Origin of the sequence: Saccharomonospora glauca K62 (assembly GCF_000243395.2) — a bacterium.
GTDB classification, from domain to species: Bacteria; Actinomycetota; Actinomycetes; order Mycobacteriales; family Pseudonocardiaceae; genus Saccharomonospora; species Saccharomonospora glauca.
The window spans coordinates 2,045,870-2,068,690 of record NZ_CM001484.1; the positions used below are offsets into that span (position 1 = coordinate 2,045,870).

Here is a 22,821-nt window from a genome sequence, read left to right on the forward strand (position 1 = left end):
TCGAAAGTACGAACCCGACGAGGAGTGTGCTTTGCCCGAAAACAACCAGAGGCCGTTGACCACTGCCGCCGGCGCTCCGGTTCCCGACAACCAGAACTCCCTCACCGCCGGCCCCCGTGGTCCGATGCTGCTGCAGGACGTGTGGTTCCTGGAGAAGCTCGCGCACTTCGACCGTGAGGTGATCCCGGAGCGCCGCATGCACGCGAAGGGCTCCGGTGCGTACGGCACCTTCACGGTGACCAACGACATCACCCGGTACACCTGCGCCAAGATCTTCTCCGAGGTCGGCAAGAAGACGGACCTGTTCGTCCGATTCTCCACTGTGGCCGGTGAGCGCGGTGCCGCCGACGCCGAGCGCGACATCCGTGGTTTCGCGGTGAAGTTCTACACCGAGGAGGGCAACTGGGACCTCGTCGGTAACAACACCCCGGTGTTCTTCTTCCGCGACCCGCTGAAGTTCCCGGACCTCAACCACGCGGTGAAGCGTGACCCGCGCACCAACATGCGCAGCCCCGAGAACAACTGGGACTTCTGGACCAACCTGCCCGAGTCGCTGCACCAGGTGACGATCGTGATGTCGGACCGCGGCATTCCGGCGTCGTACCGCCACATGCACGGTTTCGGCTCGCACACCTACAGCATGATCAACGCGCAGGGCGAGCGATTCTGGGTGAAGTTCCACCACCGCACCCAGCAGGGCATCAAGAACCTCACCGACGCCGAGGCGGAAGCGCTGATCGGCAAGGACCGCGAGTCGCACCAGCGCGACCTCTACGAGGCCATCGAGCGCGGTGACTTCCCGAAGTGGAAGCTCTACATCCAGGTCATGCCCGAGCACGAGGCCGAGACCTACCGCTTCCACCCGTTCGACCTCACGAAGGTGTGGTCCAAGAAGGACTACCCGCTCATCGAGGTCGGTGAGTGGGAGCTGAACCGCAACCCGGAGAACTACTTCGCCGAGGTGGAGCAGGCCGCCTTCAACCCGGCCAACATCGTCCCCGGCATCGGGTTCTCCCCCGACCGGATGCTGCAGGGCCGCTTGTTCTCCTACGGTGACGCCCAGCGGTACCGCCTGGGTGTGAACCACCACCAGATCCCGGTGAACCAGCCGCGTTGCCCGGTGAACTCCTACCACCGCGACGGCGCCATGCGCGTCGACGGCAACCAGGGCTCCACTCCGGGCATCGAGCCGAACTCCTACGGTCGTTGGCAGGAGCAGCCCGCCTACCGCGAGCCGAGCCTGGCCGTGGGGTCGGTCGCCGACCGGTTCAACTACCGCGAGGACGACGACAACTACTACGAGCAGCCCGGCAACCTGTTCCGTCTCATGACGCCGGAGCAGCAGCAGGCGCTGTTTGAGAACACCGCGCGTGCCATCAACGGCGCCTCGGAGGCGACCATCGAGCGGCACATCGCCAACTGCACCAAGGCCGACCCCGCCTACGGCGAGGGCGTCCGCAAGGCGATCGAGGCGCTGCAGGCCGGTCAGCTCTGACGCGGGCCGACATCACTGTCGCGTAGACACCGCCCCGTGTGGCTCGTCCATGCGGGGCGGTGTTCTCGTCGCGTCGTCGCGGCGAAGAACGGGAGAGGGGAGTATGAGCGAGGGCGGACTGACACCGGAGCAGGTCGAACGCGTCGTGGCGATCGCCATGGATCTCGCGCGGGAAGGGGACACCGGCCAGCTCCTGGAATTCCTGGACCACGGGTTGCCGGTGAACGTGACCGACCCGCAGGGGAACACGCTGCTCATGCTCGCGGCCTACCACGGGCACGCCGCCACCGTGCGAGCGTTGCTCGACCGTGGTGCCGACCCCGATCTGCGCAACGCGCGGGACCAGTCACCGATCGCGGGAGCCTTGTTCAAGGGCGAGGACGAGGTGGTGGCCGTGCTCCGGGAAGCCGGAGCCGATCTCGACGCGGGCACCCCCTCGGCGCGCGCCGCCGCCGTCATGTTCGGCCGGGAACACCTGTTGGCCGACTGACGGTCGCCTCAGCGTGGACGGCAGTCGCGCCGAAGCGCCGTCGCGGTCGACAGTGGCCCCGACCGCGACGGCGCCTCGTCCGTCAGTCGATCACCGGGGCGGTACCCGATCTCCGTGGCTGCGGATGTGGAACCAGTCGAACGCCACGTGGAGATCGGTGGCCGGCGCGGCTCCGCTCCACGCCATCAGCCCCGCCCGTTCGGGTTCGGTGTCCAGCGTGGTGGTTCCGAAGTACCGGTAGACCTCGCCGTCGCCGGAGTAGTACGCCTTGTAGGTGTTCCCGCGCTTGGTGAGCCGAAGCCAGATGGCTCCCTTCTCACCCACGATGCGCTGGGCGTCGGCTCCGGTGACCTCCAGGCTCGTCGCCTTGCCGTTCTCCTCGGTCAGCAGCACGACGTGGAGCTTGTTGATCTCGGCGTCCTCGTCGGCCATCTCCCACGCGAGTTTGACGTAGTTGTCGTCGTCGGCATAGGCGATGATGCCGCCCTGCTCGTTCTCGTGGGCGAGAGGCCGGGAGAAGACGAGCTTCGACTCCGCCGTCCAGTCGCCGTTGACCTCCTGCAACGCGAGGTTCCTCGCCGGTTCGGCGTCTCCTTCCAGCCCGCCTCGTTGCGGGGTGATGACGAGGGCCCCGTCGTCGAGCCGCGTGGCGTCGGGATCGTGTCGCACCCACTTCCACCGCTCGTCGAGCTCGTCGGAGTCGAACTCGTCGGAGCCGTTCAAGGCGATGTCGAGATCCACCGTATACCGCGAGGAGGCCTCCCCATTGGTCACGGTGACGACCGCCTGTCCCGTGGGGTGGTCGGCCTGCTCGACACGCACGGTCGCCGCGGGGTCGTGCGCCACGGCCTCCACCGTCGCGACCGAGTCGACGTCGGGCGGCAACAGGGCGTTGTAATGGTGGACCTCCGGGTCGAACGAGTCCAGTCGGGTGCCGTTGACCGACAGGCTCTCCAAGGTGGTGTCGGGCACCAGTTCGAGGACGTAGTTCTTCACCAACGGACCGAAAAACGAGTGTCCGGTGACCTTCACGACCGCAGTCCCCGGCACGCCGTCGGCCTGCGAGACGATCTCGTAGTCGGCGTCCGGATCGGCCGTCCGGACCTCGGTGATCCTCGGGGAACCGCCCGCCGGGATCGGGATGCGGTAGCTGTCGGCTGAGAGGTCGAAGCCGCCGTACTCCGTACCGTTCACCACGAACGTGGCCGACACCGGACCGTCGTCGGACGGGATCTCCCTCCCGCTGAACTCCTGCCAGTACTCCACATTGGTGTCGCGCCAGTCGGCCGCGTCGATCTCGTGCTGAGCGAGCTTGTCCCGCACCTCGCGCCAGCGTCGGGCGTCGAGGAACGGCTTCAGCGAGTCCCACGTCTCGCGCATCCACGTCACGTACTGCACGCCCATCTGGTAGCGGTACACGAGCTCGTCCCAGAAGATCCGGCCGTTGTCCATCCGGTGGTCCCACGGCACGTGGTGGAACCACATCAGCAGATTCTCCGGAGTGGACTCGATGTCGCCGTAGCGCTCGGCCAGGGTGGGGAAGTACTGGGCGGTGAAGTTGCTGCCCGTGGGGGAGCGGTCGTAACCGAGACCGACACTGTCGGCCTTGTTGTAGTAGACCGGGCTCCAGTCGTCCTTCAGAAACCACTGGGACGGGTACGGCTTGTAGTGCTCACCGTCGGCGAACTGGTGCGCGACACCCAGGGGAGTCTGGTAGCTCACCAGAGCTTCCCAGGAGCCCATCATCATCCGCACGATCGTCTCGACCACGTGGTCGTCGTTGCTCCACGTCATCCGCACCCAGTCGGTGGCGATGTCCTCGGAGTCCTGAGTCCAGTCCCACGCCAGGCGACCGAAGGCGAAGAGGTTGGCCTGCGAGAAGTGGTGACCCGTGAGGTTGTCGGCGTTGCCGAGGTTCGCCACCCCCACGATCGCCGTGTCCGAGTGTCCCTGGGCCGTGCCGTCCACGACGTTTCCCACCAGACGGTGGTCGAGGAGCTCACCGTCGGCGTCGGTGGCGTAGGTGTCGGTGTTCAACACCTCCTGCCACATGGGGCCGAGATAGCACAGCATCGTGTTCTGGCCGGTGTACTCCTGGGTGATCTGCAGCTCCAGCGCCTGGTTGGTGTTCTCCATGCGGCCGAACATCGGGTTGAACGGCTCACGGGCCTGGAAGTCCAGGGGACCGTTCTTGGTCTGGAGGAACACGTTGTCGGCGAACCGTCCGACCGAGCCGTCGTCCTGCGGTTCGTCGTCGATGGGGCCGAACTCCAGGTACGCGCGCTTGAGCCGGTCGTTGTCGACGTCGGCGTTGTAGACGAACGTGCGCCAGTACACCGTCATGCCGAGCGGTTCCAGGGCGGCGGCGATGCCGTTGGCGCCGTCACCGTGGTCGTAGCCGAAGTCCTGGGGGCCCGGTTGGCCCTCGGAGTTCGCCTTCACGGTGAAGCCGATGAAGTCGGGGATCGCCTCCCGGATCTGCTTCGCCTTCCGGTGCCACCAGTCCCGGAACTCCTCGCCGTACGGGTCGAGCTGGTCCTCGGTGAGGGTGTCGGGGGCGAATCGTTCGTCGGTGGGCGCGGTGTACTTGACGGACAGTCCGACCTTGATCCCGTAGGGGCGCAGTGCGTCGGCGAGCGCGGCCGTCTGCTCTACGTACTCCCGCGTCAGGTAGACGTTGTCGGCGTTGACGTTGTTGATCGTGATGCCGTTGACGCCCACCGAGGCCAGCGCACGCGCGACCACGAGGTAGCGGTCCAGGATGACGGGCAGGTTGCGGTCGGCGCTCTCGCCCGTGGCGGCGAAGTTGAACACGGCGCCGTTCTCGCCGTTCAGGCCCCCGGTTCCGGTCTCGTCGTTGCCGGCGTAGAGCCGTTCGGTCTCCCAGTAGTTCAGGTACCGATGGGCGATCCTGGGCTTCTCGGCGATGTCCAGGTCGGTGACGGGCTGTCGCGTCTGCATCCTCCGCAGGAATGCGAAGGTGCCGTACAACGCGCCGATCTCCGTGTTGGCGGCGATGAGGGTGAAGTCGTGACGGCCGCGTGAGACCGAGCGGATCAGGTAGCCGTCGTCGCCCACGGTCCCGAGCTTCTCGGCGTCGACATACCGGCGCACGATCTGCGAGGTCTTCGGAGTGCCCACCACGACGGCCCCGTCCGGGACGTGCTGACCCGGCTTCGTGTGGACGGGTACCTTTGTGCCGAGGAGCCCCTCCAGACCCCTCACCAGCTCGTCCTCGGCCGCTTCGAGGGTCGTGGTCACGAGGTGTTCCCGCGAACCCGGTTCCATCCTCAGGTCACGGGTGTGCCGGTGCACCGGGTTCTTTCCGGCGTTCTGCACGATGACGGCGGTGGCGGACTTCGCGTACTGCTTCTTGAGCGTCGGGTCCTCGATCTCGGGGTAACGTAGCCACAGGTCCGAGCCGCTGTAGTCGGGGTGGGTGGGGGCTGCGGCCGCTTCGGGAATCGCGGGTGTGCCGATCAACAGGGTCGCCACCAGTGCGACCGGAACCAACAGCGCGAGCGCCATTCTCCGGCGTCGCGGACGTCTCCTCATCTCGCGGGCTCCTTTGCCGTGTCGCCGAACAGGGAGAGCAGCCGGGAGGAAAGCGGTACGGGCGGGCGTCGGGTGTCCTTTGCGGACACCCGCCGGGAATCGATCATCTTGCCGTGTGCGAACGAGTGTGGAAACGCCCGTCCGTCTCGTCAAGGGTTCGTCGGCGATGAAACGTGTTTCATCGCACCGAAAGTTTTCGGATCACGAACTCGTCGATCGTCGGTACGCAAGACGTGGCAGGCGATAGGCGAGGTCCACGGCCGTCTCGGTGGCCTCGTCCTCGGTGAGCCGGTGCTCGGTGACGAGCCGAGCCAGGTATCCCGCGTCGATCCGGCGAGCCAGGTCGTGCCGTGCCGGGATGGAGGCGAAGGCACGCGTGTCGTCCACGAACCCCGAGGTGTTGTAGAAGCCGGCCGTTTCGGTCGCCAGTTCCCGGAAACGCCGCATACCGTCCGGGCTGTCGAGGAACCACCACGGTGCCCCCAACCGCACCGAAGGATAGGCGCCGGCCAGCGGTGCCAGCTCGCGGCTGTAGACGGTCTCGTCCACGGTGAACAGGATGAGCCGGAAGTTCGGGTGGTGCCCGAACGCGTTGAGCAGGGGCCGAAGACCACGGGTGAACTCGGCGGCCACCGGGATGTCGAAGCCCTTGTCGGGGCCGAAGGCCCGGAGGATGTCGTCGTCGTGGTTGCGCAGCACTCCGGGATGCAGCTGCATCACCAGACCGTCCTCGCAGGCCATCTCCGCCATGACGAACAGCATGTGCCCGGCGAACGCCTCGGCCTCCTCCGGGGCGGCCTTCCCGTCGAGCGCGGCGGAGTAGATGCGGGCCGCCTCGGCGGTGTCGAGCGGCGTGGTGTCGGTACCCAGGTGGCCGTGGTCGGTGGCCAGCGCCCCGGCATCGAGGAACACCTCCCGCTGCTTGCGCAGCGCGTCGAGGAAACCGGGATAACCGGAAGTGTCGAAGCCGGTGAGCCTGCCGAGTTCCTCGACGTGTTCCCGCCATCCCTCGCCGGTTATGTGGACGACGGCGTCGGGCCGGAACGTGGGAATCACCCGATCCCCCAGGCCGTCCTCGCGGAGCCGGGCATGGTGCCGCAGGTCCGACGTGGCCGGGTCGGTGGTGGACAGGAGTTCGATGTTGAAACGGCGCAACAACGCTCTCGGTCGGAAGTCCGGATCGGACAGTGTGGCCGCCAGCTGATCGTAGATCTCGTCGGCGGTGTCGGCCGAGGGCCGGACACGGACCCCGAAGACCTCCGCGAGTTCGTGTTCCAGCCAGTACCGGGACGGAGTCCCGCGGAACAGGTGCCAGTTGGCGCACAACCGTCGCCAGATCGCTCGGGGATCGGACTCCACCGCACCACCGTCGCGTCTCGGGACGCCGAGGTCCTCAAGCCGTATCCCCTGCGAGACCAGCATGCGCGTCACGTAGTGGTCGGGCACCACGAACAGACGCGCCGGGTCCGGGAACGGCAGGTCGTCGGCCAGGACCTCAGCCTCCACGTGACCGTGCATGCACACGAGCGGCAGGGAACGTGTCGCGGCGTACAGGCGGCGCGCGACCTCACGGGTGGCGGGGTCGGCGGGAAGAGCGCGATCGGGATGAAGAACGAGCGGTGTGGCCATGTGCTGGTTTCCTCCGCGTCGGGAAAAGTGATGCAAAGGGTTGCACAAGGATTTCGAGCGAGGCAAGCGCGAACTTTCCGAGGTGTTGACAAATGGTTGCAAACGATTGCACGATGCGTCGGACACGTGCGAGGAAGCACGTCCCTCACGGAAAGCGGGCGGGAACGTCATGGCGGTGACGATTCGAGACGTGGCGAAGGCCGCGGGAGTGTCGGCCTCGACGGTGTCCCGCGCGTTGGCGGGGTCCGAGCTGGTCGATCCGCGTACCCGCGAGCACGTCCTGCGGGTGGCGGACGAACTCGGTTACGTGCCCAACCGGGCGGCTCGGGGCCTCATCACGGGCCGGACCGGCAATCTCGGCCTCATCCTTCCCGATCTGGCCAACCCGTTCTTCCCGGAAGTGGTCAAGGGAGTCCAGGCACGCGCGCGAGAAGCCGACTACTCGGTGTTCCTCGCCGACACCGACGAGGACCCCACCGCGGAGTTGGGACTGGTGCGCGCGCTGGCGAAGCAAGTGGACGGCATCATCCTGTGCTCGCCTCGCATGAGCGTCGAGGACATGCGGGCCGCCGCGACCTGCTCGTGCGTCGTCGCGGTGAACCGGCGCGGCGCGCAGATCCCGGCGATCACGATCGACAACGTCGACGGGATGCGGCAGGCCGTGGCCCATCTGGCCGCGTTGGAACATCGCAGGATCGGCTACGTCGCGGGACCGCGTAGTAGTTGGTCGAACCGGGAGAGGGCACGGGGTATCCGGATGGCGGCCGAGGCCGAGGGCGTCGAACTCGTGGAGATCGACAACGTGCCTCCACGGTTCGAAGGCGGGGTCGCCGCGGCCGACCTCGTGGTCGCCGCGAAGGTCACCGCCGTGGTGGCCTACAACGACCTGGTCGCGATGGGGCTGATGACCCGGCTCGCCTCCCGAGGGATCGAGGTTCCACGGGAGATCAGTGTGGTCGGCATCGACGACATCCCGATGGCGGCCATGTTCAACCCCGGTCTGACGACGGTGTCCGTTCCCAAGGAGCAGTGTGGTCGCGCGGCAGTCGAGCTGCTGTTGAAGCTGCTCAACGAGCCCGGTGTCCGGGCACCGCGCCGCGAGGTCCCGATGCAGCTGCTGGTTCGGGACACGACCACGGTCGCCCAACGAAGTCCGTAATCGGAGTCCTCCCGCCGACCAAGGCTGCTCGGCGTCACAGAAGGGATTCGACCGATGCGCAGGAACGTCGTGGCGGGCGCACTCGCCACCGCATTACTGGCCGCCTCGTGCGGCGCGCCCGAAAGCCCCGGCCCGCAGCAGGCGACCGGGCCGATCCCGGACAAGCCCGCGAACCCCGTCACCCTCAACATCCTCGACGTGGCGGGAAACCTCCAGCTCACCCAGGGGATGATCGACGAGTTCGTGGAGAAGCATCCCGACATCATCTCCGAGGTGACCTACAGCAACGCCCCGGCTCCCGACCTGATCGGCAAGGTCAAGTCGCAGCAGAACGCCGGAAGAGTCGACATCGGACTGATTCTGACCGGTGTGGACGGACTCTCGGCCGGAATCGAGCAGGGGCTCTGGGAGGAGGTCCTTCCCAAGCACGCCGACCGGTTGCCGGGCATGAAGGACTACCTGGAACCGGCGGCCGAGATGCAGAAACTCGCCCAGGGATACGGCGTGACGGTGACGTACTACCCGTCCGGGCCGCTGATCGAGTACCTGCCCTCGCGGGTGCCGAACCCGCCGCGTACCGCGCAGGAGCTGCTCGACTACGCGAAGGCCCATCCCGGCAAGGTCGAGTACGCGCGCCCGTCGAACTCCGGTCCCGGCCGCACCTTCCTCATGGGGTTGCCCTACATCTTGGGGGACGACGACCCCAAGGACCCGGTCAACGGCTGGGAGAAGACCTGGGACTATTTGGCGGAGCTGAACTCCTACGTCGACCGCTACCCGTCGGGCACCACCCAGACCATGACGGATCTGGCCAACGGCACCGTCGACATCGTCGTCACCACCACGGGGTGGGACATCAACCCCCGAGCGCTGGGAACCGTTCCCGCCGAGGCGAAGATCGGCACCCTCGAAGGGTTCCACTGGGTCACCGACGCGCACTACGCGGTCATCCCGAAAGGCGCGACGGCCGACCAGCAGGCGGCGGCGTTGCAGCTCATCCAGTTCATGCTCACCAAGGAACAGCAGGCGAAGGCCTACGATGAGGGTTACTTCTATCCGGGCCCGGCTGTCAAGGACGTGGACATCTCGATGGCACCCGAGTCGAGCCGGGAAGTCATCCGACGCTACGGCAGGCCGGAGTACGACCAACTGATCGCCGACAACCCCAAGGAGACGCCACTCGACGCCAAGACGATGGTCGCGGCCTTCGACCGGTGGGACCGCGAGATCGGCGGCGCGAAGGTGGACCAATGACACCGGCCGCCGAACGCGACGCCGGAACAGCGGGAGTGGAGGTTGCATGACTGGGTCACCTCTCGGCGCCACCGACGCGCCGGCGGAACCACGACGGTCCGCAACGTTCGAGACCCTGAGCCTGCGGGGAGTCGGCCGTACCTTCGGCAAGACCGCGGCGCTCAAGGGACTCGACCTGGAGATCAAGCGGGGCGAGTTCATCGCCCTGCTCGGCCCCTCGGGATGCGGCAAGTCGACCGCGTTGAACTGCCTCGCGGGGCTGCTGCCGCTCACCTCGGGCAGCATCTGGCAGGACGAGACCCGCATCGACGTGCTGCCACCCGAACGACGCGGGTTCGGCATGGTGTTTCAGAACTACGCGCTCTTCCCCCACATGTCGGTGCGGAAGAACGTGGCCTTCGGATTGACGATGCGGCGACTGCCGAAGGCGGAGATCGCTCGCCGGACCGAGGAGGCCATCCGCCTCGTGCGGCTGGAGGAACACGCCCATAAGCTTCCCGGTCAGTTGTCGGGTGGGCAGCAGCAGCGCGTGGCCATCGCCCGTGCCATCGTGCTCGAACCGTCCTTGGTGCTCATGGACGAGCCGCTGTCCAACTTGGATGCGAAACTGCGGCTGGAGATGCGCACGGAGATCCGCAGGCTGCACCAGAGCCTCGGGCTCACCACCGTGTACGTCACGCACGACCAGGAGGAGGCGTTGTCGCTGGCCGACCGCCTCGTGATCCTGCGGGCGGGCACCGTCCAGCAGATCGGGACCCCGGAGGAGCTGCACAACCGGCCGGTGAACCAGCACGTGGCCGACTTCATGGGCTATCGCAACCTGATCCGTCTCACCGCGGGTGACCGCGCGGACGACGGAATCCGGGTGACGGGCGACGGACTGGACCTCGTGGGCACCCACCTCGACGACCTCGCCCCCGGTGCCGCGGTGGTGGCCGCCGCGCGCCCCGAGGACGTCCGGGTGTTCGACCCCGGAACCACCGGGGTCAACCGTTTCCCGGCGATCGTCGAGGTGGTGGAGTACCAGGGACGGGAACTGGCCGTCGAGGCGCGGACGTCCTCGGGAGTGCGATGGCACCTGCGCACGGACCACCGACTCGCTCCCGGAGACGCCGTCGTGCTCGGAGTGGCCGTGGAACGGTTGCTGGTGTTCGGTGACGACACCGTGGGGACGCCGGTGCCGTCGAACCGGGAGTCGGTGTGATGACCACGGCACCCGTCACCACAGCGCCACCGGAACGGGACCGGCGGAAGCCGCCCGAGACGAGTCCGGCCCTGCGGCACCGCCTCGCCGAGCGCGGCATAGACAAGCAGCTGCTCCTGCTGCTGCCCGCCGTGGTGTTCATCGTGGGCCTGTTCGTCTACCCGTTCTTCTACGGTCTGGGCCTGTCGTTCCAGCCGCAGAACGGCGGAGGCCCCTTCGCCGACTACGTGCGCTTCTTCTCCGACCCCTACCAGTTCAGCACCATCTGGAAGACCCTGGTGCTGGCGATCCCGGCCGCGTTGTTGAACGTGCTGGCCTCGGTGCCGATCGCCTATCGAATGCGGGGCCGGTTCCGTGGCAAGCGGCTGTTGATGACCGTGCTCGTCGTTCCGATCACGCTCGGCACGGTGCTCACGGCCGAGGGGCTGTTGAACTTCCTCGGGCCGTCCGGGTGGCTCAACCGGGCACTTGAGGCGATCGGGTTGGTCGACGAACCGCTCCGGCTCATCAACAACTACTGGGGTGTCTTCTTCTCCCTGGTCATCACGGGATTCCCGTTCGCGTTCCTGCTCATCTCGTCGTATCTGTCGGGGATCGACCCCACCCTGGAGAAGGCGGCGGCCACCCTCGGCGCGGGCTGGTGGGACCGGTTCCGGCACATCACGCTGCCGCTGTTGGCGCCCGGTTTGGCCACCACGTTCTGTCTCACGTTCGTCCTGGCCTTCAGTGTGTTCCCCTCGGCGATCCTGGTCGGTAACCCGTCGGGGGAGACACGGGTGATCTCGATCGCCGCCTACCAGGCCGCCTACGAGCAGTACGACTACCCGTACGCCTCCACCATCGCGATGATCATGGGCGTCGTCGAGCTGATCGTGGTGGGCGTGGTGTTGCTGTGGCGATCCCGCCTCTACACCGGTTCGACGGGAGGAAAGGGATGACGATCCTGAAACCGACTCCCGGCACGCACCCCCGGCGCAGGCTGGTGGCCAGTCCCGGCGCCTGGCTGGTCTGGGGCGGGGTGGCGTTCTTCCTCGTCGGCCTGCTCGGCGTGGTGGGCTCGGTGGTGGTGAACTCCTTCGGCACGCGCTGGTTCGACGCCTGGCTGCCGGAAGGGGCGACCACCCGCTGGTACACCCAGGCGTGGCAGGACTTCGGGTTGAGCGATCTGATCGTCGTGACCGTGCAGGTGGCGGCGGCCGTGGTGGTCCTGTCGCTGCTCATCGGTGTGCCCGCCGCCTACGTCCTGGCGCGCCGCGACTTCCCCGGCAAGAAACTGATCTACCTGGCGTTCCTGCTGCCGATCCTCATGCCGCCCATCACCTACGGCATCCCGCTGGCCACCGTGCTCTACAAGTTCGGGTTCGCGGGCAACCTCTCCGGGGTCGTGCTGGCCAACCTGGTGCCCTCGGTGCCGTTCGTGATCATGACCATGACGCCGTTCATCGAGCAGATCGACCCCTCGATCGAGCGGGCGGCGCGCATGTGCGGGGCGGGCCTGCGCGCGGTGTTCGTGCGAATCCTCGCTCCCCTGCTGATTCCCGGCATCCTCGCCGCGGGCATCCTCGTGCTCGTCCGCACCGTCGGAATGTTCGAGCTGACGTTTCTCACCGCCGGTCCCGACTCGCAGACGCTCATCGTGGCGCTGTTCCACTCGATGTCGGCGGCGGGAATCCGCGCACAGCAGTCCGTGGACGCGATGGCCGTCATCTACACCGCCATGATGCTGATCCTGCTCGTGATCGCCCTGCGTTTCGTCAACCCGACGCAGCTGGTGGCCCGCGTGAAGGAGGACCCCGAACCGTGAAGATCACCGATGCCCGAGTCATCGTGACCTGTCCGGGTCGCAACTTCGTCACCCTCAAGATCGAGACCGACGAGGGGCTGACCGGCGTCGGCGACGCCACGCTGAACGGTCGTGAGCTCGCCGTCGCGGCGTATTTGCGCGACCACGTCGTGCCCCTGCTGATCGGTCGCGACGCGCATCGCATCGAGGACACCTGGCAGTACCTGTACCAGGGCGCGTACTGGCGCCGCGGGCCGGTGACCATGAGCGCGATCGCGGCGGTGGACACCGCGTTGTGGGACATCAAGGGCAAGGCCGCCGGGCTGCCCGTGTACCAGCTCCTCGGCGGACGAAGCCGGGAGGGCGTCACCGTCTACGGCCACGCCAACGGCGAGACCGTCGACGAGGTGCTCGGCGAGGTCGCCCGGTACCTCGACCTCGGCTACCGCGCGGTGCGGTTGCAGTGCGGTATCCCCGGTCTGGCCTCCACCTACGGGGTCGGGGCCGACAAGATGTTCTACGAACCCGCGCGCGGCACGGTGCCGGAGGAGAACGTCTGGTCCACCGAGAAGTACCTGTCGTTCATCCCCACGCTGTTCGCCCGCGCCCGCGAGGAGTTCGGTCCCGAGCTGCGCCTGCTGCACGACGTGCACCACCGGCTCACCCCCATCGAGGCCGCCAGGCTCGGTCGCAGCCTGGAGCCGTACGGGCTGTACTGGTTGGAAGATCCCGTGCCCGCCGACCTGCAGGAGGGGTTCCGGCTCATCCGCGAGCACACCACGACCCCGATCGCGGTGGGCGAGGTGATCAATTCGATCTGGGACTGCGCCGACCTGATTCGCAACCAATTGATCGACTTCATCCGGTGCACCGTCGTGCACGCGGGCGGGATCACCCACCTGCGGCGGATCTTCGATCTCGCGGCGCTGCACCACGTGCGCTCGGGCTCGCACGGCGCGACGGACCTGTCACCGGTGTGCATGGCCGCGGCGTTGCACCTGGACGTGAGCATTCCCAACTTCGGGCTGCAGGAGTACATGCGGCACACCGAGGCCACCGACGAGGTGTTCCCCCACGGCTACCACTACGCCGACGGCTACCTGTTCCCCAGTGAGGAACCGGGACTGGGTGTGGACATCGACGAGGAGGCCGCCGCCCGCTACCCCTACCGCCGGGCGTACCTGCCGGTGAACCGGTTGGAGGACGGGACGGTGCATCCCTGGTGAGCACGGTGAGTCCCGACGTCCTCGTGCTGGGGGAGCCGCTGGTCGAGGTGTCCACATCGGAGCCGTTCCGCGACGGCGCCACGGTGCGACTGGCGTTCTCCGGGGACGCACTCAACGCCGCCGCCGCGGCCGCCGCGGCCGGAGCCCGCACGGCGCTTCTGGCCAGGGTGCCCGACGACGAACTCGGCGACGCCCTCGTGGCACGGGTGAGCGAACTCGGCATCGACACCGAGACCGTGATCCGGGTGCCCGGCCAGCACGGCGTGTACTTCACCCACAGCGACCCGTCGGGCCGACGACAGTTCGCCTACGCCCGCTCGGGCAGCGCGGGCTCGACGCTGTGCCCGGACGACGTGGCCGCGGTCGTGGAGAACGCCGGTGTGGTGCTCGCCAGCGGAATCACCGCCGCGGTGTCCGAGAGCGCGGCCGCCGCCGTGCTGTACGCCGCCGAGCACGCGAGGCGGTTCGTCTACGACCCCAATTTCCGGCCACGCCTGACGAGTGCGGAGGAGGCGGCCGCGACGTTGCGGCGAGTTGCTCCCCTGGCCGAGCTGGTCACCCCGTCGTGGCCGGACGAGGCGCGGACGCTGTTGGGACTGGCCGCCGACGCGACCCCGCACGCCGCCGTGAGCGCGACTCGCGCGCTCGGCGCCTCGACCGTCGCGGTGACACGGGGCTCCGGCGGCGTGCTCGTGGGGACGGCGACCGAGGCCGTGGACGTCCCGGCGGTGCCGCCGCCGCGGGTGGTGGACCAGACCGGTGCGGGAGACGTGTTCGCCGGCACCGTGGCCGCGCGGCTGGCTTGCGGGGACGAGCTGCTCGCCGCCGTGCGGCTCGGCGCGGCGGCCGCCTCCCTGTCGGTGCAGGGCCGAGGCGGAACCGGATTCCTGCCGACACTGGCGCAGAGCCGGGCGGCGGCGAAGGAGGCACGGACATGAACGACGACGTGGTGTTGCTGGCCCCGGACGACGACGTGGCGGTGGTGCTGCGTGGCTGTGGCGAGGGGACCTCGCTGGCCGTACCGGGCCGCGAGCCCGTCGTGGCTCGCGGCGACATCCCCAGCGGGCACAAGGTCGCCCTGCGAGAGCTCGCCGCGGGGGAGCTCGTGCGCAAGTACGGCCACGTCATCGGCGTGGCGACGCGGAGTGTGGCCGCGGGTGAGCACGTACACCTCCACAACCTCGCGATGCCCGACGGAGCCTCCGCGCTCGCCTCGGAGGGCGCGGTGACGGAGGCCCCGGCGCCGCCCGTCGACCTGCGTCGGACGTTCGACGGCATCGTGCGGCCGGACGGGTCCGTGGCCACCCGCAACTACGTCGGTGTGCTGACCACCGTGAACTGCTCCGCCACCGTGGCGCGGCGCATCGTGCGGCGCACGGAGGACGAGATCGCCGAACTCGACGGCGTGGACGGGGTGGTGGCGCTGACCCACGGCACCGGCTGCGGCATGGCGATCGACGGCGACGGGTGGCGGCTGCTGCGCCGCACCCTGAGCGGCTACGCCCGGCACCCCAACATCGGCGCCCTCGTGGTGGTGGGACTCGGGTGCGAGGTCAACGCGGTCAGTTCCCTGATGTCCGAGCTGGGCGTGGCCGACCACGTGCCCGTGGAGTCCTACACCATCCAGGAGGCGGGCGGGACGGCCGACGCGATCGACCGGGGCGAGAAGCTGGTCCGCGACCTGGCGGCGCGGTTGGTGGGCACCCGACGCACGCGGGTCGGGGTCGAGCACCTGGTGCTGGGCCTGCAGTGCGGTGGGTCGGACGCCTGGTCGGGCCTGACCGCGAACCCCGCGCTCGGCGTGGCCTCCGACCTGCTGGTCGCCGCGGGCGGCACCAGCGTGCTCGGGGAGACGCCGGAGATCTACGGTGCCGAGCGGATGCTCGCGCAGCGAGCCGTGCGTCCGGAGGTGGCCGACGCGCTTCTGGACCGTATCGCCTGGTGGGAGCGCTACACCCGCGACAACGGCACCACATTGGACGGAAATCCCTCGCCCGGCAACAAAGAGGGCGGCATCACCACGATCCTGGAGAAGTCGCTGGGCGCGGTGGCCAAGGCCGGACGCAGCCCGCTCCGGGCCGTCTGCGGTTACGCCGAGCCGATCCCGACACCGGGCCTGGTCTTCATGGACACCCCCGGCTACGACCCCGTGTCGGTCACCGGGATGGTCGCGGGCGGAGCGAACCTCGTCTGCTTCACCACGGGCCGGGGGTCGGTGTTCGGCAGCCGTCCCGTGCCGACCGTGAAGCTGGCCGCGGGCGCCGACACCGCGTCGCGCATGGCCGGCGATATGGACGTGGACTGCTCGCCGATCGTCGAGGACGGCGTCGACGTGGCCGAGATGGGCAGACGGGTTTACGACCACCTGCTCGACGTGGCCTCCGGTCGGAAGAGTCTCAGCGAGCAACTCGGGTTGGGCGGCGAGGAAATGGTGCCGTGGCAGTTGGGGGCGGTGCTGTGAGCGGGACCGTGCCGCGGCTGTCGCCCGCCACCGTCGACGTCCCGCACCGGCCCGACACCGTGCGTATCCTCCACCTCGGTCCCGGCGCGTTCCATCGGGCGCACCAGGCGGTGTTCACCGAGGACGCGGGTGGCGATTGGGGGATCTGCGGGGTCACCCAGCGCTCGCCCGCCGTCGTCGACCAGCTGCGACCTCAGGACTGCCTGTTCACGGTCGTGGAGCGATCCCGCACCACGACGTCGTGCCGTGTGGTCGGCACGATCCGCGACGTCCTCTTCGCCCGTGCCGAACCCGAGCGGCTGCGGGCGTACTTCACCGACCCGAAGGTGCGGATCGTCTCCCTCACGGTGACCGAGAAGGGCTACCGCCCCGACTCGGGGGTCATCGGCCAGCTCGTGGCCGGGCTGGAGGCGAGGCGGGCCACGTCGGAGGCCCCAATCACGATCCTGTCGTGCGACAACCTCACGGGTAACGGCGCCGTGGTGCGGTCGCGGGTGCTCGACGCCTGCGCCCGCCTGCCGCACGGGGACGCTCTCGCGTCCTGGATCACCGACCACGTGCGGTTCCCGAGCACGATGGTCGATCGCATCGTGCCCGCCACCACCGACGCCGATCGTGCCGAGGTGCGGTCCGCGCTCGGCGTGCTCGACGAGGCCGCCGTGGTGGGCGAGCCGTTCCGGCAGTGGGTGATCGAGGACGACTTCGCCGCGGGCCGCCCCGCCTGGGAGGCCGTCGGGGCGCACCTGACCGACGACGTGGCTCCCTACGAGGCGGTGAAACTTCGGGTGCTCAACGCCACCCACTCGTTACTGGCCTACCGAGGCGCACTGGCGGGCTACGACACCATCGCCGAGGCCATCGCCGATCCGGTGCTGGCCGAGGAGGCGGCGGAGTTCGTGGAGCACGACGTGTTGCCGACCCTCACCGTTCCCGACGACGTCGACATCACCGCGTATCGCCGGCAGGTGCTGGAACGCTTCGCGAACCCGGCTCTGCGGCATCGCACCACGCAGGTCGCGATGGACGGGTCCCAGAAGCTGCCGTTGCGACTGCTCGGCACGATCCGAGACCGGTTGGCCGCGGGCGCGGTACCCGTCCGCGCGGCACGAGCCGTGGCCGCGTGGATGGTGTACGTGGCGGTGGGCAAGGATCGTGACGGCAGACCACTGCCGCTCGACGACCCGCTCGCCGATCGGCTCCGCGCGGCGGTGGGGGAAGCCGGGGAGCCCCGCGCACTCGTCGACGGGTTGCTGTCGGTGCGGGAGGTGTTCGGCGAGGACCTGCCCGACCACGTGGCATTACGCGCAGCACTCATGGAGGCGGTGACGGAACTTTTAACGGCGGTGCGCTGAGCCGTCGGTGTGGAATCCGGTGGAGCGGGGAGGAGTACGGGTGCACTCCCCGCCCCACCGGAGTATGACGAGGTCACGGCCATACCCGAAACCGACGTCCCAATTCCGATTAATCGGACAATTGTGCGGACGGAATATTGGCCCCCGAGGGGCGGTTGAAGCTTCATCCGCTTCGCCTCGGTAATTTCTTAGCGGGCCGAAGTTAATTTTGTTTCCGTCGTGTAACGCTATGTCCGGTCGCTTTCGAGCAATGAGAGGGCGGCGTGGTCGAGGGTCTCCACCATCCACGTCAACAGTTCTTGATCGGCTCGCTCGGCCGCCTTCTGCCAGCGTTCTTTCTGTTGGTCGGGGAGTTTCATCTCGATGTGCACGGTTCTCGGTCGCGCGCTGGTGAGTTGCCGTTCCCCCCGAAGCTGCCGTCGGAGCTCGTTGCGGGACCAGCCGTTGATCTCGGCACGGGTCAGCCAGGCGTCCTGCTCGGCCTCGGGGAGACTGGTCACCTCCGCATGGTGCTGGAAGCTGAGTTTCGGATGTCGACGCTCCGGGGTGAAACGCCTGGCTACCCACGCGTAATTTCGCAGCGTCTGGTAGTCGAGCGACGTTTCGGCGATCGCCTGCTTGTAGCGGTTGGGGTAGTGGGTCTGGCCGTAGATCAACCAGTCGCCGAGCCACCACGCGGACGAGTCGGAGACCACGTGGATCTGCCGACCGAGGTTGCGCCATGCGTCGAGGGGCATGTCCTGAGGAAGGGAAAGCATGACTCGCTTCGTGCGGACCCTGCGCTCCGGGCCACGGTTCTCGCGTGTCGACGTGACGTGGCCGCTCGACGTGGTCGCGACCGCAGTGCCGTCTCTGCCCGACATGGAATCGTGCACCCCCTATTCGTCCGAAAAACTCACCCTCGCGTCACGAGCTGATCGTCAGCCTGGCAGTCGTCCCTTGAGCGACGCCAAACGGAGGCCAAACGTCGAGGTGAGAACCGAGTTGTCCGTGGTTCGCTTCTCGTTCTTGGCCCCTTTGCCGCTCAACGTTTGGCGTGCGCCATGCATTCAAAAAACGAGAATTAACCCGATCGTGTATTCGATCACGTTAGGTTGTCACTTGTGGTCCGACGCAACGTCTGACACACACTCGCTGGGGGAGCTGGATACGCTGATGACGACGCTCGGAGTGACGCTGTTCGGTCCGGTCTCGGTGCGCCGGGGGGAACGGGAGATTCCGCTGGGGCCACCCAAGCAGCGCTCGGTTTTCGCGGTGCTGGCCGCGCGCGCCGGAGAGGTGGTGCGACGCGAGGAACTTGTCAGAGCGGTCTGGGGAGTCGATGCTTCCCCCACGGCGATGAACAGTGTCTACACCTACGTGGCCCGGCTACGTAACCAGCTGGAGCCCTTTAGACGGCAACGGGCGCGCCCCGACCTGCTCGTCTCCGACAGCCTCGGGTACATGCTTCGGCTGGCGCCCGACGAAGTGGACACCAAGCGTTTCACGGCATATTTGCGACGAGCGCGCAAGCTTCAAGCGGAACGGCTGCCGCGGGCGGCGATCGAGGAGATCGAGTCCGCACTCGCCTTGTGGCAAGGCCCACCGTTCGGTGGTGTGGTCGGTCCGTTCTTCGAGGCGGAGCACGCGGCGCTGTCCGAGATGCGGCTGACCGCCATCGAGGATCGCGTTCACCTGCTGTACCAACTCGGCGGGGACCTTAGCGGGGAGCTCGCCGAGCTGTCGGCACTGGTTCGTCGGCACCCGTTGCGGGAAAGGCTGCGGTACGTGCTGATGCTCTGCCACCTGCAAGCGGGTACGCAGACCGAGGCGATCAGGGAGTACAACGACTTCCGTACTCGGCTGGCCGACGAGCAAGGACTCGAACCGGGGGAACGACTGCAGCAGCTCTATGCGGAGGCACTGAAGTCCGCTCCGCGACGCGAAGGGGGCCGGCTCGTGAAACCCACGGGGTGGAGAACCGAGACCCCCCGGCCCCCCGTGCCGCTGGCGCAACTGACGCGGGACGTTCCCGACTTCACGGGACGCAAGGCGGAGATCCGGCGACTGCACGAACTGGTCGACACCGCCACCGATCGCGGCGAGAGCGCCGTCGTCCTGATCAACGGTGTCCCCGGGGTCGGAAAGTCCGCACTCGCCGTCCACTTCGCCCATGAGCTCTCCACTCGTTTCCCCGACGGGCAGGTACAGCTGGATCTTCGCGGGTACGGAGCCGGGCAGCCGATGCACCCCAGGGAGGCGCTGCATCGGCTGCTCGAAGCGCTGGGTGTTACCACGGCCCCGGACATGGACCCGGAGCGGCAGCGGGCCTTGCTGCACAGCCTGGTCGCGGGACGGAGACTGCTCATCCTGCTCGACAACGCGAGATGGGTGCAGCAGGTGCGGCCCTTGTTGCCGGGGGACTCCTCGTGCCTGGTCCTCGTCACCAGCCGCAACGGGCTCGGAGGTCTGATCGCTCGGGACGGAGCTCGTCGACTCCGCCTCGACGGGATGAGGGTGGACGACGGTGTCGAGTTGTTCGGACGGATCGCGGGGAGAGCTCTCGTCGCCAGTGCGTACCCCGCTGTGCGTGAACTCGTCGAAGCCTGCGGGGGACTTCCGCTGGCCCTCCGTATCGCGGCGGCCCAGACGGAGCTGTCTCCCTCACCGGAGCGCACGCTGGCGCTTTTCAACGGTGTGGACCTGCTTCACCGGCTCTCGGTACCCGGAGACGAACAGTCGTCACTCATCACGGTGTTCGAGTGGTCGTACGCAGCGCTCCCGGAGCGAGCGCGCCGGATGTTCCGAGCCTTGGGCAGAGGGTCGGGAGCCGGGGTCACGCTTCGGACCGCCGCGGCCTTGACGGGCGAGTCGATCGAGGAGGCTCGGGAACACCTCGACATACTCGTCGACGCGGGTTTGGCGTACGAGCCGGTGCAGGACAGTCTACTTCTGACTCCACTGTTGTTCGCCTACGCTCGTTATCTGTACTTCCGGGAGTCGACCGACGAATCATGTCGGGCCGGCTCGTCTTGAGCGTGCAGCGTCCTCCTTTTAGTTCTCGCCGTCAAGTACGGCGCTCCCCGAACCCGAGTTCACCCGATGGGGTTGCCAGCGAGTATGTGCTCGTCCATCATCGGCAGCACGAACCGCGGGCCGATTCAGGGTCGGGGCATCGAGAGTCGGTGCGGCTCGAATCCGAATTTCACGGCGAACGGGTATTCGTGCGATGACGATCAGTGAGATGTCGCTGCTCAACACGTTTCGGATAACTCCGGAACGGCACCGTGACGAACGTGGTTCCTTTATTGAGGTGGTACGTTCGAACGCTCTTTCCGAGGTGATCGGATACGAGTTCACGGTACGTCAGGCCAATTGCTCGTTGAGCGTGCGCAACACCATCCGAGGAATTCACACCACCGCTTTGCCGCCGGGGCAGGCCAAGCTGGTGACATGCGTCAGCGGCTCGATCCTCGACGTGGCCGTGGACCTCCGCGTCGGCTCGCCGACCTTCGGCCAGTACGAGATCACCAGGCAGGACGCCGACACGGGGGTGTCGGTGTACCTGCCCGACGGCATCGGCCACGCCTTCATCGCCCTCACCGATAATGCCTGTGTCAACTACCTGTGCTCGGAGAAATACGTCCCCGGAACGATGATCGAGATCGATCCGCTGGACCCGGATATCGGCATACCGTGGAATTTGACCACCGAGCCGGTCATGTCCGACAAGGACGCCGCGGCCCCGAGTTTGAAGACCGCCGTGGCGAGAGGAATGTTGCCGACCTATGAGCAATGTCTCGCGCACTACGAGGCGCTGCGGCGGCGTTCGGCTGCCTGAGCCGAGGCCGTCCCGCTGGCGGGACACCGTTCCCGCGCTTTTTTCGTGAAAACGTGGTTCGCTTCTCCGGTCTTGAAACCCGGAGGGTCACATCATGGATGTCGAACCCCGTGTCCAACTCTTCCGTGAGAGGATTCATGTCACAGGAATCGTTCTGCCGCGTCTGCAGTGGCAAGGTCCGAGAATTTTACGACTTCGGCCGCCATCCCTTGTCGGATGCCTTCGTCGACCCGGAGAAAGTGGACGACGAGGAATTCTTCTACCGACTCGCCGTCGGGGTGTGCCGGGACTGCACCATGGTGCAGTTGATGGAGGAGGTTCCTCGGGAACGCATGTTCCACGACGGATATCCGTATCAGTCCTCGGGTTCCGTCGTCATGCGGACGCATTTCGAGGACTTCGCCAAGCGGGTGCTCAACGCCGAGGACCTCGGCACCGATCCGTTCGTCGTCGAGCTCGGGTGCAACGACGGCGTCATGCTCAAGGTGCTCGCCGACGCGGGGGTGCGGCATCTCGGCGTCGAGCCGTCCGGTGGTGTCGCCGACCTGGCGGCGGCGAAAGGCGTGCGAGTCATCAAGACCTTCTTTGAGGAGGAGACGGCGCGACGGATCCTCACCGAGCACGGACCCGCCGACGTGATCTATGCGGCCAACACGTTGTGCCACATCCCGTACATGGATTCGATTCTCAACGGAGTACGGGCGTTGCTCGCTCCCGACGGTGTTTTCGTCTTCGAGGACCCCTACTTCGGCGACATCCTGGAGCGCACGTCGTTCGACCAGATCTACGACGAGCATTTCTTCTTCTTCACGGCCCGCTCCGTACGGGCGATGGCCGAGCGTTTCGGCTTGGAACTGGTCGATGTGGAGCGACTTCCCGTCCACGGTGGAGAGGTGCGTTACACCCTGGCTCGTTCCGGAGCCCGCCAGCCTTCGAACGCCGTGGCGGAGCTGGTCGCCGAGGAAGAGACGAAACGGTTGACGGCTCCGGACACCCTGTCGGCGTTCGGGGAGAGGGTGACGGGTATTCGCGAGGAACTCACCAGCTTGCTGCGACGGCTTCGTGACGAGGGCAAGACCGTGGTCGGATACGGGGCCACGGCCAAAAGCGCCACGGTGAACAACCTTTGCGGTATCGGACCGGATCTGGTTTCGTTCGTCGTCGACAGCACTCCCGACAAACAGGGCAAGCTGACGCCGGGGACACACATCCCGGTGCGGGAACCGGAGGCGTTCTCCGGACCTTACCCGGACTACGCGCTGTTGTTCGCTTGGAACCATGCGGACGAGATCATGGCGAAGGAACAACGGTTCCGCGACGCCGGGGGGCAGTGGATCCTGTACGTCCCCGAGGTGCACATCGTTTGACCGGCTCGGTCTTTAGACCCCGAACA

The 22,821-nt window shown here is 67.4% G+C and carries 17 protein-coding genes; 14 read left to right on the top strand and 3 right to left on the bottom strand.

The window, feature by feature from the left end; all coding sequences use genetic code 11:
* Nucleotides 1–31: 31 nt before the first annotated feature.
* Nucleotides 32–1,495 carry a catalase gene (locus SACGLDRAFT_RS09800; protein ID WP_040919804.1) on the top strand — a complete coding sequence of 488 codons (1,464 nt, stop codon included), beginning with the start codon at nucleotides 32–34 and terminating at the stop codon, nucleotides 1,493–1,495.
* Between the two features lie 103 nt (nucleotides 1,496–1,598).
* On the top strand, nucleotides 1,599–1,985 hold the full coding sequence (locus SACGLDRAFT_RS09805; RefSeq protein WP_005464134.1) for an ankyrin repeat domain-containing protein: 387 nt from the start codon (nucleotides 1,599–1,601) through the stop codon (nucleotides 1,983–1,985).
* 90 nt (nucleotides 1,986–2,075) lie between these two features.
* Here the strand turns inward: SACGLDRAFT_RS09805 and SACGLDRAFT_RS09810 are convergent, their stop codons facing one another.
* Entirely contained in the window at nucleotides 2,076–5,540 is a 3,465-nt protein-coding gene (locus SACGLDRAFT_RS09810) for an alpha-glucuronidase family glycosyl hydrolase (RefSeq protein WP_005464142.1), read from the bottom strand.
* 201 nt (nucleotides 5,541–5,741) lie between these two features.
* A complete protein-coding gene (uxaC, locus tag SACGLDRAFT_RS09815) occupies nucleotides 5,742–7,169 on the bottom strand; it encodes a glucuronate isomerase (RefSeq protein WP_005464145.1) in 1,428 nt (475 codons plus the stop codon).
* Between the two features lie 169 nt (nucleotides 7,170–7,338).
* Here uxaC and SACGLDRAFT_RS09820 point away from each other — a divergent pair, with 169 nt between their 5' ends.
* The 9 genes from SACGLDRAFT_RS09820 to SACGLDRAFT_RS09860 are packed head-to-tail and all read left to right on the top strand — an operon-like array spanning nucleotide 7,339 to nucleotide 17,608.
* Entirely contained in the window at nucleotides 7,339–8,328 is a 990-nt protein-coding gene (locus tag SACGLDRAFT_RS09820; protein ID WP_005464151.1) for a LacI family DNA-binding transcriptional regulator, read from the top strand.
* Between the two features lie 54 nt (nucleotides 8,329–8,382).
* On the top strand, nucleotides 8,383–9,582 hold the full coding sequence (locus SACGLDRAFT_RS09825; protein WP_005464153.1) for an ABC transporter substrate-binding protein: 1,200 nt from the start codon (nucleotides 8,383–8,385) through the stop codon (nucleotides 9,580–9,582).
* 46 nt (nucleotides 9,583–9,628) lie between these two features.
* Entirely contained in the window at nucleotides 9,629–10,786 is a 1,158-nt protein-coding gene (locus tag SACGLDRAFT_RS09830; RefSeq protein WP_005464154.1) for an ABC transporter ATP-binding protein, read from the top strand.
* Nucleotides 10,786–11,724, top strand: a complete 939-nt coding sequence (locus SACGLDRAFT_RS09835) for an ABC transporter permease (RefSeq protein ID WP_005464156.1) — start codon at nucleotides 10,786–10,788, stop codon at nucleotides 11,722–11,724. The genes SACGLDRAFT_RS09830 and SACGLDRAFT_RS09835 overlap by 1 nt, the downstream gene beginning before the upstream one ends.
* Complete coding sequence (locus tag SACGLDRAFT_RS09840) at nucleotides 11,721–12,590, top strand: ABC transporter permease (protein WP_005464158.1); 870 nt, start codon at nucleotides 11,721–11,723, stop codon at nucleotides 12,588–12,590. The genes SACGLDRAFT_RS09835 and SACGLDRAFT_RS09840 overlap by 4 nt, the downstream gene beginning before the upstream one ends.
* A complete protein-coding gene (gene manD / locus SACGLDRAFT_RS09845; protein WP_005464159.1) occupies nucleotides 12,587–13,795 on the top strand; it encodes a D-mannonate dehydratase ManD in 1,209 nt (402 codons plus the stop codon). Before SACGLDRAFT_RS09840 ends, manD begins: the two co-directional genes overlap by 4 nt.
* Complete coding sequence (locus tag SACGLDRAFT_RS09850) at nucleotides 13,792–14,733, top strand: PfkB family carbohydrate kinase (protein ID WP_005464160.1); 942 nt, start codon at nucleotides 13,792–13,794, stop codon at nucleotides 14,731–14,733. The genes manD and SACGLDRAFT_RS09850 overlap by 4 nt, the downstream gene beginning before the upstream one ends.
* Nucleotides 14,730–16,256 (top strand): UxaA family hydrolase, encoded by a 1,527-nt coding sequence (locus SACGLDRAFT_RS09855; RefSeq protein WP_005464161.1) that lies wholly within the window; start codon nucleotides 14,730–14,732, stop codon nucleotides 16,254–16,256. Before SACGLDRAFT_RS09850 ends, SACGLDRAFT_RS09855 begins: the two co-directional genes overlap by 4 nt.
* Nucleotides 16,253–17,608, top strand: a complete 1,356-nt coding sequence (locus tag SACGLDRAFT_RS09860) for a mannitol dehydrogenase family protein (protein WP_005464163.1) — start codon at nucleotides 16,253–16,255, stop codon at nucleotides 17,606–17,608. The genes SACGLDRAFT_RS09855 and SACGLDRAFT_RS09860 overlap by 4 nt, the downstream gene beginning before the upstream one ends.
* 227 nt (nucleotides 17,609–17,835) lie before the next feature.
* Here the strand turns inward: SACGLDRAFT_RS09860 and SACGLDRAFT_RS09865 are convergent, their stop codons facing one another.
* A complete protein-coding gene (locus tag SACGLDRAFT_RS09865) occupies nucleotides 17,836–18,345 on the bottom strand; it encodes an LmbU family transcriptional regulator (protein WP_005464166.1) in 510 nt (169 codons plus the stop codon).
* 418 nt (nucleotides 18,346–18,763) lie between these two features.
* Between SACGLDRAFT_RS09865 and SACGLDRAFT_RS09870 the strand changes: the two genes are divergently transcribed.
* The 3 genes from SACGLDRAFT_RS09870 to SACGLDRAFT_RS09880 all read left to right on the top strand — a co-directional run bounded on the left by SACGLDRAFT_RS09870 (nucleotide 18,764) and on the right by SACGLDRAFT_RS09880 (nucleotide 22,795).
* Entirely contained in the window at nucleotides 18,764–20,623 is a 1,860-nt protein-coding gene (locus SACGLDRAFT_RS09870; RefSeq protein ID WP_051036192.1) for an AfsR/SARP family transcriptional regulator, read from the top strand.
* A 193-nt stretch (nucleotides 20,624–20,816) separates the two neighbouring features.
* On the top strand, nucleotides 20,817–21,428 hold the full coding sequence (locus SACGLDRAFT_RS09875; protein WP_005464172.1) for a dTDP-4-dehydrorhamnose 3,5-epimerase family protein: 612 nt from the start codon (nucleotides 20,817–20,819) through the stop codon (nucleotides 21,426–21,428).
* Nucleotides 21,429–21,565: 137 nt separating this feature from the next.
* Complete coding sequence (locus SACGLDRAFT_RS09880; RefSeq protein WP_040918871.1) at nucleotides 21,566–22,795, top strand: class I SAM-dependent methyltransferase; 1,230 nt, start codon at nucleotides 21,566–21,568, stop codon at nucleotides 22,793–22,795.
* The last annotated feature ends 26 nt before the right edge of the window (nucleotides 22,796–22,821 follow it).